12 protein-coding genes are annotated in these 13,335 nt (G+C 42.0%); 2 read left to right on the plus strand and 10 right to left on the minus strand.

Annotation, left to right across the window (positions count from 1 at the left end):
* Positions 1-3 precede the first annotated feature (3 nt).
* From JOC95_RS05645 to JOC95_RS05655, 3 genes are all read right to left on the minus strand, one after another.
* On the minus strand, positions 4-879 hold the full coding sequence (locus tag JOC95_RS05645) for an ATP-binding protein (RefSeq protein ID WP_204414292.1): 876 nt from the start codon (positions 877-879) through the stop codon (positions 4-6).
* Between the two features lie 128 nt (positions 880-1,007).
* A complete protein-coding gene (locus JOC95_RS05650; protein WP_204414293.1) occupies positions 1,008-1,790 on the minus strand; it encodes a TerC family protein in 783 nt (260 codons plus the stop codon).
* Between the two features lie 279 nt (positions 1,791-2,069).
* On the minus strand, positions 2,070-2,993 hold the full coding sequence (locus JOC95_RS05655; RefSeq protein WP_239582712.1) for a YncE family protein: 924 nt from the start codon (positions 2,991-2,993) through the stop codon (positions 2,070-2,072).
* A 165-nt stretch (positions 2,994-3,158) separates the two neighbouring features.
* Between JOC95_RS05655 and JOC95_RS05660 the strand changes: the two genes are divergently transcribed.
* Together JOC95_RS05660 and JOC95_RS05665 are read left to right on the plus strand one after the other, a co-directional pair.
* Positions 3,159-4,526 (plus strand): MATE family efflux transporter, encoded by a 1,368-nt coding sequence (locus JOC95_RS05660; protein ID WP_204414296.1) that lies wholly within the window; start codon positions 3,159-3,161, stop codon positions 4,524-4,526.
* A gap of 107 nt (positions 4,527-4,633) precedes the next feature.
* Entirely contained in the window at positions 4,634-5,011 is a 378-nt protein-coding gene (locus JOC95_RS05665; RefSeq protein ID WP_204414297.1) for a hypothetical protein, read from the plus strand.
* Positions 5,012-5,073: 62 nt separating this feature from the next.
* On the opposite strand, the gene JOC95_RS05670 is transcribed toward JOC95_RS05665, so the two are convergent.
* The 7 genes from JOC95_RS05670 to JOC95_RS05700 all read right to left on the minus strand — a co-directional run bounded on the left by JOC95_RS05670 (position 5,074) and on the right by JOC95_RS05700 (position 13,334).
* Positions 5,074-5,886, minus strand: coding sequence for a CAP domain-containing protein (locus tag JOC95_RS05670; protein ID WP_204414298.1), 813 nt, complete (start codon positions 5,884-5,886; stop codon positions 5,074-5,076).
* Positions 5,887-6,265: 379 nt separating this feature from the next.
* A complete protein-coding gene (locus JOC95_RS05675) occupies positions 6,266-7,402 on the minus strand; it encodes a homogentisate 1,2-dioxygenase (protein WP_204414700.1) in 1,137 nt (378 codons plus the stop codon).
* Between the two features lie 30 nt (positions 7,403-7,432).
* Positions 7,433-8,344, minus strand: coding sequence for a fumarylacetoacetate hydrolase family protein (locus JOC95_RS05680; RefSeq protein ID WP_204414299.1), 912 nt, complete (start codon positions 8,342-8,344; stop codon positions 7,433-7,435).
* 1 nt (position 8,345) lies between these two features.
* Positions 8,346-8,963 carry a flavin reductase family protein gene (locus JOC95_RS05685; RefSeq protein ID WP_204414300.1) on the minus strand — a complete coding sequence of 206 codons (618 nt, stop codon included), beginning with the start codon at positions 8,961-8,963 and terminating at the stop codon, positions 8,346-8,348.
* Positions 8,960-10,072, minus strand: coding sequence for a histidinol-phosphate transaminase (gene hisC / locus JOC95_RS05690; RefSeq protein ID WP_204414301.1), 1,113 nt, complete (start codon positions 10,070-10,072; stop codon positions 8,960-8,962). Before hisC ends, JOC95_RS05685 begins: the two co-directional genes overlap by 4 nt.
* Positions 10,073-10,662: 590 nt before the next feature.
* Entirely contained in the window at positions 10,663-11,781 is a 1,119-nt protein-coding gene (hppD, locus tag JOC95_RS05695; RefSeq protein ID WP_204414302.1) for a 4-hydroxyphenylpyruvate dioxygenase, read from the minus strand.
* Positions 11,782-11,900: 119 nt separating this feature from the next.
* Positions 11,901-13,334: a dihydrolipoyl dehydrogenase family protein gene (locus tag JOC95_RS05700; RefSeq protein ID WP_204414304.1), complete on the minus strand. Its 1,434-nt coding sequence runs from the start codon at positions 13,332-13,334 to the stop codon at positions 11,901-11,903.
* Position 13,335 lies beyond the last annotated feature (1 nt).

Here is a 13,335-nt window from a genome sequence, read left to right on the forward strand (position 1 = left end):
CCCTCAATCAAACAATGTTTGGGCAACATTGATTACTGCTGCCTTCTCACGTTCATCTTCCAGCTTTTCCATGATTCCTCTTTTTATGGCGCGGATTGGCGGGATATAGACACTCAAATCGCAAGTGTCGAGTAGAGCACGGACTGATGCCGCTTCTTCCGAAAGCTGGCCGCCTTTGACAAGTGCAATCAAGTCTGATGACAGTGTGACGAATTTCTTCAGTAGTTTCTCGTCCTTTAACCGGGACTGTTCACGGAGTACATGCAATAGGACATCGCCCTGAATATAAGGGACATCAATGACAACAAATCGATTTTTCAGTGCTTCGTTTAGTGGTACCGTTCCCACATAGCCTTCGTTGATAGCCGCAATCACCCCAAATTCTGGTTGAGCGGTCACGACCTCACCCGTAAATGGATTGGTGATGGTTTTGCGGTAGTCAAGGACGCCATTCAGGATGGGCAATGTTTCAGGCTTTGCCATGTTGATTTCATCGATATATAACAGATGACCTTCCTTCATGGACTCAATCACAGGGCCTGGTACAAACTCAATGGATGCATGCCCTTCAATATTCTGAATCGTTTTAAAACCGAGCAGTGCCTCTGCATCAAGATCGACTGAACAGTTGATGCTATGCATCGGTTTTTGGAAGATGGAGGATAAGGTTTCGGCAAGCTTCGTTTTACCTGAACCGGTGGGGCCTTTCAACAGTACATTTTTCCCTAGTGACAGGGCAATGATGGCATCAAGGATGATGCTCTCATCAGAGGCGGAGTATCCTCCTTTACCAATCAGGTTTGATCGGGATGTAACTGTTGCAGCATTATTGATTTTCTCTTGGATATCACTTGGAAGGCTATTTATATTAAACAACATATTAGCTCCTTTTCTATGTAGAGGATATTGTATTACTATTGTTACACAAACTAGAAAAAAGCTGCTGACAAAGTATTGTCAACAGCTAAAGTTTATTATAGCAGTATATATGATCCACTTAAAGTATTTTACTTGATGCTGTCTACTTCCTGAACGTTTTTCTTCTTCCCGGAAATGATCCAAGCACCAACTGCGATACCGATCAGTACAACCCAGAACATTGTCTTAAATAGCGGGGAGTGCGGGAAGTGGTATGGCAATACCCCGACTTTAGGATGTGCAAGCGTGAACACCAATAACTTGAATCCGACCCAACCTACGATGACAAATGCCGCTGTTTCCAAGCTTGGGCGCTCCTTTAAAAGCTTCACGAACATAGTTGCAGCGAAACGCATGATGACTACCCCGATGAATCCTCCTAGGAAAATGATGATAAACTGTCCACCATCGATTCCTCCTATTGTTGGAAGATTTGTCTCTGGCAAAGTCAATGCAAGCGCGAATGCAGCTAAAATGGAATCCACTGCAAAAGCGATGTCTGCAATTTCAACCTTCAGGACAGTCATCCAGAAACCGGAAGCTTTTTCCGGCTTGTCAACCGCCACCGCTGTTTCAGCTCTGTGGACTATAAATCTGCGCCATAGGTGATTGATGGCGATAAATAACAGGTATGCTGCACCAATTGCTTGAACCTGCCATATAGTAACAAGAAATGAAATGATGAATAAGGACCCTAATCTGAACACTAATGCTCCGGCCAAGCCGTAAAATAATGCCTTTTTTCTTTGTTCTTCAGGTAAATGCTTTACCATGATGGCTAGTACCAGTGCATTGTCTGCTGCCAGTATACCTTCAAGACCGATCAGGACAAGAAGTACCCAACCATACTCCAATAACAACTGAAGTTCCATTTTTTCTCCTCCTAATTACAAAAGCCTCTACCTAGATCATCGGAAAAGGCTTTTTATACAACATAAAAAGACCTTCACCTAGACCTGTGTTAAGTTTAGGCAAAGGTCTTGCTAACAACGGAATCGTTGCCAATAAAGCCGGTGGCTGCTGAACAGTCACGTAATGACGGCAATATTGTTTTCATAGCTACTCCCCTTTGATGGGCTTGTAAGTATATAGTTTTAATATATTACTATTCTAGTAGCAACTTAGTATCCTGTCAAGATATAGTTAAATGCCTATTGCTTATTTACCTTTAAATATGCAATCCCATCAGGGTGAATCCCCACTTTTATTTTTTCAACCTCTTCTAGAAGGTCCATATCAATGATGGAAATATCGTTGGTCTTGTTGTTTGCAACATAAGCAAATGTACCCTCCTCATTGAAGACAGTACCACCTGGCCAGACCCCCACCCGGATCCGTTTCACTTCCCAAGGCCGGACATTCCCCTTCAATTCATGTTCCGATTCGATGATGGACAAGTCCCCTGATTCACGGTTTGGAATCAAAGCATATTTTCCATCTGGGGAAAAAACGATTCTTATGGGTACATGTCCTATTCTGCGTTTAAATTTCATCTCATATTTTTCGGTATCCATAACATATAAGGTGTCATCCTCTTGATTAGCAACATATATGCTTTTACCATCAGGATGGACCGCTACTCCTTCCGGTCCTTTCCCGACAGGAAAATGTGTCAAGATCTCCTCTGTTCCCGTATCAACCACGGTTATTGTATGGCTGCCTATGTTTGGTATGTATAGTTTCTTACCATCAGGGGAGACCGCCACCATGTGTGAATGCTTCTGGTCTGTAGAAAGAACCTTCGTAATTTCATCTGTTTCAGTATCAAAAATGAATACTTTTTCACTGAATGTACTTGCCATATAAAGCTTCCTTCCATCTTGGGATAGACCAAGACCATGAGGAAATTGAAAATCGGGGTGCTCCAGTCGTCTTTCAATTTCAAAGGTTTCATTGTTCAAGATGTTCATCTTATTCCCTTGGGAACATGTGATATACGTCTTTTTACCATCCTTTGAAACAATTATTTCATGCGGATTATAATCCGTTTCAACCTTCTTGATTGTTGCTTTTGTTTTCATACATACAATGGAAACGGTATCTTCATCTTTATTTAGGACCAATAAATACTCCATTATCACTCACTCCTCATTTTCAATCAACGATAATACTATATCATGTTTTTTCGAAAAAGCGGCATTATTCAGATAATGGATTGTTTGATTTATTTCTGCACTCTAAATAATCCGGTTATGGTATAATCTCTTAATTACTATGAAATAGAAGGATAGTGAAATCGAATGAGACAGGTATTCTCCTACCAAGAACGCATCAAACTATTCATAAAAATTGTCATTCCCATCCTTGTCACCCAGATCGGGCTCTTTTCCATGAACCTGTTCGATATCATGATGACCGGGAATGTCGGAGCCAAGGACCTTGCAGGTGTCGCGATAGGATCAGGTCTCTGGGTCCCTATATTTACAGGTCTAAGCGGAATTCTTCTCTCCATAACCCCTATAGTCGCTCAGCTTGTTGGTGCGAAGAAAACTGAAAGTGTCCCTTTCTCCTTAACTCAAGGACTGTACGTGGCAATTACCATGAGTCTGTTAGTGTTAACTGCGGGTGCATTATTCATGGATCCCATACTTCAGAATATGAACCTTGAAACAGAGGTTCGGTATGTTGCAAAACATTATTTGATGGCTTTAGGTTTTGGTGTCGTCCCGTTATTTTGTTACACTGTCATACGCTGTTTTATAGATGCACTGGGCCATACGCGAATTTCAATGATCATCACCTTGCTATCCTTGCCGACCAATATCGTGCTCAACTATTTGCTGATTTTCGGCAAATTCGGTCTGCCGCAATTGGGAGGAATCGGGGCTGGGATTGCATCTGCAATCACCTATTGGGTCATCTTGATCATTTCGCTTTATATAGTGTTGAAGAAAAAGCCATTTACCCAATTTAACCTATTTAAGGTTTTATATCCTGTCAGCTTTACAAAATGGAAGGAAATCTTGCTGATTGGTGTACCTATCGGGTTATCAATATTTTTCGAAACAAGCATCTTCTCTGCAGTGACACTTCTGATGAGCTCCTTCGATACCGTGACGATCGCCTCTCATCAGGTTGCATTGAATTTTGCTTCCTTACTTTATATGATCCCTTTAAGCATTTCGATGGCATTAACCATCCTCGTTGGCTTTGAAGTGGGAGCCAAAAGAATCAAGGATGCCAAGCAATACACCATTATCGGTGTTGTTTCAGCTGTTGTTCTATCATCACTTTGTGCAATTTTCCTGTATTTCTTCAAGGCAGAAGTTGCCGGACTTTACACAAAAGATGAAGACGTAATCCTATTGACCACTTCCTTTTTACTGTATGCGATTTTCTTTCAGCTTTCTGATGCCATCGCTGCTCCTATTCAAGGTGCATTAAGAGGATATAAAGACGTTAATATTACTTTTATCATAGCACTCGTTTCTTATTGGGTAATCGGCCTTCCATTGGGATATGTTCTTGCCAACTTTACGGGATTTGAGGCCTTCGGATATTGGCTCGGGTTAATTGGAGGATTGGCTGCTGGAGCAATCGGACTAGCATCTAGACTCTCCATTATCCAAAAGAAGTATTTGATCGTTCAAAATCAAAAAGCAAGCTGATGAAACGTATCACACTATTCTTATAGGAATAATTAAAGGATTTTGTAGTTTATTGTCGAATAAAGCAGAATAAACATTATTTACTACAAATTATGAGGAGATCTTATATGAATAGCTATGATTTCAATAAAGCAGTATCCGTTCTTAACTTTTTCCAACAGGAATTAAATGTGCTCATCCATTTACTGGTCAAATATGAAGATACACCATTCGGTGAAAAATCCAGCTTGCAAGCTGAAATAAAACAGCAATTCAAATATGTAAAAGATGAGTTGAAAAAGCAGATAAAAGTGTTGATTGAATACGATGCAAACGCCTTGGTTGTCGATTATCTCCTTCCACCATTATGTGTAGCTTCTACGCATTTCCAGGATACCGGTATCAATCGGATCAACCCAAACAGCATTCACAAGGTCAGGCAACTTGCCGTTAAAGCTAACGGATTCATTCAGAAATATCATTCTCAGCTTGTAAATGATCAATAGATGTTAATCTATAATCCGAAAAAAAAAGACAGCCAGTTCGGCTGTCTTTTTTCCATCAACTATTATTTACCGATGAACATTTGAGTCCAGTAGTTACCATCTTCAACATGACCCACACCGATATGAGTAAACTCACCATTCATGATATTCGCACGGTGTCCTTCTGAATTCATCCACGCATTCACCACTTCTTCAGGTGATTGCTGACCCATTGCAATGTTTTCCCCTGCAGTACGGTACTCGATTCCAAATTGCTTCATCATGTCAAATGGAGATCCGTAAGTTGGGCTATTATGGGCGAAGTAGTTGTTTTTCTTCATATCATTTGATTTTTCTTTTGCTACTTTACTTAATTCTTCATCAAGCTCAAGTGGTGCCAATCCTTGCTTTGCACGTTCGGCATTCGTAAGTTCTACCACTTTCTTTTCGAATTCACTTACTGCACTTGCAGGTTGTTCTGTCTTATTTTCAGCTGGTGCTTCAGCTTGCTGTTGTGGAGCCGGTTGCTGTGGAGCAGGGGCTTCTGCCACTGGTTTTTCCTCAGCTTTTGGTGCTTCCACTGATTCAGCAGGCTTTTGTTCATCCTGCTTTTGTGGTGCTGGTGCTTCAGTTTGTGGTGTCTCAGCTTGAGCCGGTGCTTGTCCTTGGCCAAACTGTACCTTCACACCAAATTTATTTTCAAGATCTTTCATATAGTTATCTAAAAATGCTTTAGCATCCTCTTGATTATTAAATGTTTGAACATTTGATCCTAGATCGCATGTAGGCTTTGAAGGAGCATTACCTTCAGCCTTTGCATTCATTCCGAATGGCGCTGCTGTTAATACCGCTGCTGTAGTCACAGCTGTAATAATGGATTTCTTGTTGATTTTCATAGGTGAAATTCCCCCTTGAAATTTTTTGTAGTGTTTTTTGCTACACGAAAATCATATCACGGGTTTTATGTAATAATACTGGATATTTTTTGAAATTAAAATCCACTTATTTTCATAATAATTCCAAATCGTGAGTCTACCCAAGCATATCAAGACGTAGAAGGACAACAAACTTTTTTAATCATATCGAGAAATTCCCCACAATCATCCAGTTTGTATAAATTATTCTAGTAAATGAGTGTTGACAAGCATAAATAATAGCCTCAATTATTACAAACACGGCCTTTTGATTACAGGAGTTACACAAATTCACTCATCTGTAACATGAAAAAGAAAAACCAAGACTTCTTATTGGAAGAAGCTTGGCTCATCTGATCAATTATTTCTCAATCCAGGTAAACATATAGTTCCTATCCTCTATTTCTTGTGCTTTTTTCACTATTTTTAGAGGTTTGAATGTATCTATCATGACTGCAAGTTCCAAAGTCTCCTTTTTACCTATGCTGGCTTCCGTCGTCCCTGGATGCGGTCCATGCGGGATTCCTGAAGGATGCAAGGTAATGGAACCTATTTCGATGCCCTTCCGGCTCATAAAATTCCCTTCCACATAATAAAGCAACTCATCGCTGTTCACATTACTATGGTAGTAAGGTGCTGGAATTGCCTCCGGATGGTAGTCATACAATCTTGGAACAAAGGAGCAGACGACAAAATTATGCCCTTCGAACGTTTGATGTACTGGAGGCGGCTGATGCACCCGGCCTGTGATCGGTTCAAAATCTTCTATATTGAATACCCATGGATACAAATAGCCGTCCCAGCCGACGACATCCAATGGATGGTGCCCAAGGATATGGGAGTGGACAAAACCGCGTGATTTGGTAAGTACTTCATATTCACCTTTTTCACTATAGGTTTCCAATACCTCCGGACCCCTGAAGTCCCTTTCGCAAAAAGGACTATGCTCCAATAGTTGACCATATTCATTCCGATATCTTCTTGGTGTCGTCAACTGACTGAAGGATTCAATGAATAAGATCTTCGTTTCCTCCGCCGGCAACACACGATAGATGGTGCCGATCGGAATGGTTACATAATCCCCAGGTCTATACGTCAAGGTCCCGAACATCGTCTCCACTTTCCCTGAGCCGTAATGGATGTATAACAGCTCATCTCCATCACCATTGCGATAATAGCTCTTCATGTCCTCAGTGACGAGTATTGTCCCAATCAAAAGATCATTGTTGCCAAGCAAATACTCCCTTGCATCCAATGCATTGCCCTTCTTTTCGATGGAAGTTGTCTTTAGATGACGGTGATTCAAGGCAGTATGCTCTTCATATTCAGGAAGATAACTGTACAGAACCTCAGATTTCACCACTTCCGTCGGCAAAAAATGATGATAGAGTATGGATTGTGACCCTGAAAATCCCTTCGTACCCATCACCTGCTCCCGGTATAATGTCCCATCTTCCTTTTTGAACATCGTATGACGCTTATGTGGGATTTCCCCCATTTTACGATAATACACTTTGCACCCTCCTATCTATTTTATGGAATTTACAAGCTTACCAAGTCCGGTAATGGATAATTCCACCGAGTCGCCTGATTTTAACCAAGGATGGACATCGGTTCCCAGCTCCAAGATACAGCCTGTGCCTACGGTTCCGGACCCGATCACTTCTCCCGGATACAATGTCACACCCGCTGATGCCCGCTCGATCATCTCAGCAAAAGTATAATGAATTTGATTGAAGTTCCCGTACGAGAGCTGCCGTCCGTTGACACTGGCAGTCATGGCTAAATCATATCTGTCATCCCTTTTATATATTTCCAGTTCATCCTTGGTCACAATCACAGGGCCAAGTGATGTGGCAAAATCCTTCCCCTTTGCAGGACCCAATCCGACTTTCATCTCTTTTGCCTGAAGGTCCCTGGCACTCCAGTCGTTCATGATGCAATATCCGAAAATATGTGATTCTGCGTCTTCGGCACTTATGTTCTTTCCTTGTTTCCCGATGATGCAGGCTATTTCCAACTCATAGTCAAGCCATTCACATTGTTCAGGCTTTTCGATCTGCTCATTTGGCCCTTTTATCGCCAAATGATTTGTGAAATAGAACACGGGTATTTCATACCATTCAGGGACGACCTCAAGACCCCTTTTTGCCCTAGCTGTTTTCACATGCTCAAGAAAAGCGTAAAAATCCCTTACACTCACCGGTCTTGGTAATGGCGAGATTAGCTCAACATCATTTAATGGATAGCGGCCCTGAGTAATTTGAGATTTAGCTGTTTCTTTTACCTTTTCAGCTAAGCTTTCGTGATGCTCAATAAAAGTCAGCATATCTTTTGGGAGTATCCCTCCGGATGCCACGTGCATATCGACAGCAAAGTCACCATCAAGCCATCCTGCCCGCTGTTCCCCATTTCCAAGGGTAAAGCTAATATATTTCATGTTAATCGCCTCTTTTACGGATTAGCTCAAACATATCACTGGTTGCCCGTGAGTAAATATTACCTGCCATTCTCCCCACAGGGTTCAGCTTTTTCGTATCTATCTTGCCTTCATAATAAAGGTCATCCGAAATGTGTACCATTTCCACTTTTCCGATTACCAGGCTTCCAGCTCCAGGTTCATCCCCGAAGTGCAGCACCTCGTGTAACGTGCATTCTAATTGAACGGCACTTTCCTTGACCCTTGGGGATGAAACTACGTGGCTATCGATTTTAGTGAAGCCCGACTCATGAAACTCATCCACAACACTAGGAAATTCAGTTGCAGTGATATTCATTTTCTCCACCATATCCTCACTCACGATATTGATGACAAATTGCTTTGTTGCCTCTATGTTTTGGAGCGTGTCCTTCTTTGCCCCATCGGTCCCCCTTCTCATCGGGGAAAAACAGACAAGCATCGGGTCTGCACATATGGCAGTAAAGAAACTGAAAGGAGCAATGTTTGCAATGCCATCTTTATCAATAGAGGATACTAGTGCTATCGGTCTTGGCAGGATGGAACCCACTAAGAGTTTATAGGCATCCTTCCATTCAAGACTGCTTGGCTGAACATTCATGAGATCCCACCATTTCCACTTTCGATATTTTTCAAGCATTTAATAAAATAATGATTGTCCTGCATGGAGCTGATTGTGACCCTTATTGCATCTGGGTATCCCAATGCGGAGCCGGATTTTACGAGGATGCCATTTTTCAATAGCTCATTTCTGACAACATCCCCAGGCTGTCCTGTATGGATCATCATGAAATTGGCATGGGTAGGGAAAAAAGTGTAGCCCATTTTGGTCAGTTCATTTTCCAAAAATCGTTTACCTTCTTCATTTCTTTCCACACATTCCACCCGGAACTCCTGATCATCCAATGCTGAGATCGCTGCAGCCTGGGCAAGCTGGTTCACATTGAATACCTCTTTTACCTTATTCAGTTCCTCAGCAATAAAAGGATCCATCAATCCATATCCAATCCTTAGACCTGCAAGTCCATATACTTTTGAAAAAGTCCTCAGGATCACCAGATTACTGTATTTCTTTAAGTAAGGCACAGACTGAAGATATTCATCGTTCATTACATATTCGTAATACGCTTCATCCAAGACAACCAAAATATGTTCAGGGACCTTTGAAATAAAATCATCCAGCTTCTTTTTTTCCACAATCGTCCCTGTCGGATTGTTGGGGTTGCATACGAAAATCAGCTTTGTTTTCTCCGTGATGCTTAAGAGCATCCCATCAAGGTCATGTTTACCTTCAATTAGCGGGACTAATACCGGTCGTCCTCCCTCTATGGTGACATTCGTTTTATATCTAGGAAAGGTGATTTCCGCCATGACAGCTTCATCCCCCGCATTCAAAAAGGCCCTTAATAGTAGACGGATGATTTCATCAGATCCATTACCAATAAAAAGACGGTCACTTTTTACGTTTAAAAATTCAGCCAGTTTGGCAGTTAGCAATCTCGCCGACCCGTCCGGGTATGTAAATAAATGATCAAGCTGTTGCGTCAAATGGTTTTTCACATAAGGGGAGCATCCAAAGACATTTTCAATTTCAGATAAATTGATGATGCTCGGCAAGCCCATTTCTTTTTGCAGATCGAAGACACTCTTTCCCAATGGATAGGCAGTCACCATCTGTAGAATTTTCCTGCTCTTCACTTTCACTGCCATCTTTTATCCCCCTTTTAAAAAAAGGAGGGTAAGATACCTCCTTTTTTCTTTGAAGCTTATATAATCTATAGACTGTTTTCGCAAAGATTTTTGCTTTTTAAATAAACGTAAAAATGTTGTTATTAAATATTGCCCATTGATTTCCGCTCCAGACACTTGCTTTCCGCGGGGACGGATGGGAGCCTCCTCGGCTTTGCCTGCGGGGTCTCCCATGCCCTCTACTTTCCCGCAGGAGTCAAGTGTCCTCCGCTACAATCAACTCACAGGTTAAACATTGTTTGTTAATAAAAATGGTCTTAGAACAGATTAAATACTCTATTGAATTGAAAAATATTTATAAATTGCAATTTTTGCACGTTAGGAAGGCGAATTTATACTAGCAGTCACCCCTGTTGGTTGGAGAGCAAGGTGTGAGACTCCTGCGGGAGCAGCGTGTCAAGGGAGACCCCGCAGGTGCGCAAGCACCGAGGAGGCTCCCGAGGCCTTCCTGGATAAGCGAACACCTGAAACGGAGACCAACAGGGAGTTTAAAGTCAAATTTTTATCCAAGAATTATTCAATATCAAGAATCTCTGCATATAGAGCCAGTCTTAAAGATTTCCTCTTAGTTCTTGTTCTCTTTCGATGGATTCGAATAGTGCTTTGAAGTTTCCTTCTCCAAATCCTTTGGCGCCTTTTCGTTGAATCACTTCGATGAATAGTGTCGGTCTGTCGACTATAGGCTTGGTGAAAATCTGAAGCAGGTAGCCTTCGTCGTCACGGTCGACGAGGATGCTCAATTCACGCAGCTTGGCAATTTCTTCGTCGATCTCCCCGACTCTTTCAGATAGCATTTCATAATACGTATCAGGAGTGTTTAAGAATTCCACACCGTTTTCTTTGAGCCTGCTGACCGTTTGAACGATGTCTTCCGTAAGGATGGCGATATGCTGCACTCCTGCGCCATTATAGAATTCCAGGTATTCCTCGATCTGTGACTTTCTTTTCCCTTCAGCCGGCTCATTTATCGGGAATTTGATGCGTCCGCCGTTATGCATCACTTTTGACATTAAAGCCGAGTACTCAGTGTTGATGTCCTTATCAGTGAAATGGGTCATTTCCTTGAAACCCATCACTTTTTCGTAATATGCAACCCATTCCTCCATACTCTCAACATTTCCGACAACATGATCGATGCCGATGATCCCTGCATCCTTCACAGGAGTGGAATTTTTGTATGCTCTGAAACCAGGCATGAAAACACCTGAATAATTCTTTCTTTCAACCAGGGTATGGATTGTATCACCATATGTACCAATGACAGCTTTTTTGATGCTTCCATTTTCATCTGTCAGTTCCTGTGGAGGCTGCAGGGCGATAGCGCCTCTTTCAACGGCAGTATTGTAAGCCTTTTCAACATCATCCACCAAAAGGGCAATATCCTTCACGCCATCTCCATGCTTTTTGACAAACTCGGAAATTCTTGTATCTTGCTTAAGGGAGCCGGAAATAACAAGACGTACATTGCGCTGTTTCAGCACGTAAGAGACATTTTCCCTGTTGCCTGTTTCAAGTCCGGAATAAGCGATTGGTTCAAAACCGAATGCAGTCGTAAAAAAGTGGGCAGCCTGTTTTGCATTCCCTGTAAATATTTCTAAGTAATCAACATCCCTGACTGGAAAGAAATCTTCTGTTTGCGGCTGGTTTTGCATCGTTTTTTCTACGTTCATTTTGACCCCTCCATAAATATATTGAAAAATATTTTTATTCTGAATTTAATATAATGGAAAATTCATTCCCCTAGCAAGAGTCCCATTTAAAGCTAGAATGCTTTGACGTGCAAAAGCATTTAAACATTCACTTTATGTTTTTTTGTTGCGGGTGGCTTGTGAATCGCTTTGTTGGATAGGTCTTCAAGGGACTCCAGGAAATTTTCATTAAGGCTCGGATGTGGATACAACGGAAAGAGCAGATCTTCTTGCCTGCCCACCATTTCAAGTGCCACAATACCTGAAGAAATGAGTTCGATCGCGCCTTCTCCAATCATGTGGACGCCAAGGATAAGATCCGTCCCTGCTTCACTGATTGTTTTTATCATGCCATCCTTCTGTCCCATGATGGATGCATACCCATTGGTCCTGAATGCCGATTCCCCGACGGTAATTTCATATCCCGCATCGATAGCTTGTTTCTCGCTAAACCCCACAGAGGCAATGGGAGGGATCGTCTGCAATACTCTTGGAACGAATGTGAGGTCTACTTCTGATTGGAAGCCTGCGATATTTTCTGCTGCAACTTTTGCTTGTTTGATCGCTTTTACTGCAAGCGCAGGTCCCTCTGTGATATCCCCGATTGCGTAAATATGCCCAACGGATGTCTGGCAGGCGTGATTCACTACTACAGCTCCGTTATCATCCAGTTCGATGCCTGCCCTATCCATACCTAATCCTTCCTTGATTCCCTCAGGCTTAGACTCCACATAAAGATGAGAGCCCTTCAATGTCTGGAGTTTGCCGTCTGGATTTTGAACTTCCACTTCCCAGCTGTTGTCCGAATAATGGATGTTATTTACCTTCACATCTTTGATCAGTTTTAATTTCTGCTTTTTACATTGCCGCGTAAGCTCTTTATTTATTGCATCATCAAAAGTGAAATCATTTTGTCCTAGTGGGAAAATCATTGTCACATCCGAGCCCATTTTACTGAAGCACATCGCAGCTTCCACCGTAAAATCATCATTCCCATATAAAATTAACGAAGGAGGAATATCATCTAGTTTCCATAACGTTGTTATAGTTAAGTAATTTCCCTCTAAGTTTATTATGGGTTTCTTTTCCCTCCCGGCAGCAATGATTGCATGCTTAAAAGAGTAAGTATCATATTGATGTCCATTTTCCACCCCTATTTTGTCTTGGGAAAGGAACATCGCTTCGCCTTTTAAAACTTCTATTTTATTCGCTTTACAGAGCGCCTCGATTCCCTGCTTCAACTGCTGGATTGTGACATTCTTGTACTCCTGCAAGGTCCTCATATCAAAAGTGGGATCATTAGTTTGGATACCCATGCTTTTCATGCCATTCAATCGATGCAGGTTTTGGGCTGCTGCTGTATGTACCTTGGAAGGGATACACCCTTCATTCAGGCACAAACCACCCATTTCCCCTTTTTCGATCAGGGTAACCCCAAGACCCAGCTGTGCTGCCCGAATGGCGGCATGGTATCCCCCTGGCCCGGCACCAATGATCACAAGGTCCCTTTCTTGAGTCAGTTCTCCAACTACCATA

This window comes from Sutcliffiella tianshenii (assembly GCF_016908565.1).
Taxonomy (GTDB): Bacteria; Bacillota; Bacilli; order Bacillales; family Bacillaceae_I; genus Sutcliffiella_A; species Sutcliffiella_A tianshenii.

Coding starts and splice junctions, on each gene's coding strand:
- JOC95_RS05645 (WP_204414292.1), bottom strand. CDS start 879: ATGTTGTTTAATATAAATAGCCTTCCAAGTGATATCCAAGAGAAAATC.
- JOC95_RS05650 (WP_204414293.1), bottom strand. CDS start 1,790: ATGGAACTTCAGTTGTTATTGGAGTATGGTTGGGTACTTCTTGTCCTG.
- JOC95_RS05655 (WP_239582712.1), bottom strand. CDS start 2,993: ATGGAGTATTTATTGGTCCTAAATAAAGATGAAGATACCGTTTCCATT.
- JOC95_RS05660 (WP_204414296.1), top strand. CDS start 3,159: ATGAGACAGGTATTCTCCTACCAAGAACGCATCAAACTATTCATAAAA.
- JOC95_RS05665 (WP_204414297.1), top strand. CDS start 4,634: ATGAATAGCTATGATTTCAATAAAGCAGTATCCGTTCTTAACTTTTTC.
- JOC95_RS05670 (WP_204414298.1), bottom strand. CDS start 5,886: ATGAAAATCAACAAGAAATCCATTATTACAGCTGTGACTACAGCAGCG.
- JOC95_RS05675 (WP_204414700.1), bottom strand. CDS start 7,402: ATGGGGGAAATCCCACATAAGCGTCATACGATGTTCAAAAAGGAAGAT.
- JOC95_RS05680 (WP_204414299.1), bottom strand. CDS start 8,344: ATGAAATATATTAGCTTTACCCTTGGAAATGGGGAACAGCGGGCAGGA.
- JOC95_RS05685 (WP_204414300.1), bottom strand. CDS start 8,963: ATGAATGTTCAGCCAAGCAGTCTTGAATGGAAGGATGCCTATAAACTC.
- hisC (WP_204414301.1), bottom strand. CDS start 10,072: ATGGCAGTGAAAGTGAAGAGCAGGAAAATTCTACAGATGGTGACTGCC.
- hppD (WP_204414302.1), bottom strand. CDS start 11,781: ATGAACGTAGAAAAAACGATGCAAAACCAGCCGCAAACAGAAGATTTC.
- JOC95_RS05700 (WP_204414304.1), bottom strand. CDS start 13,334: ATGGTAGTTGGAGAACTGACTCAAGAAAGGGACCTTGTGATCATTGGT.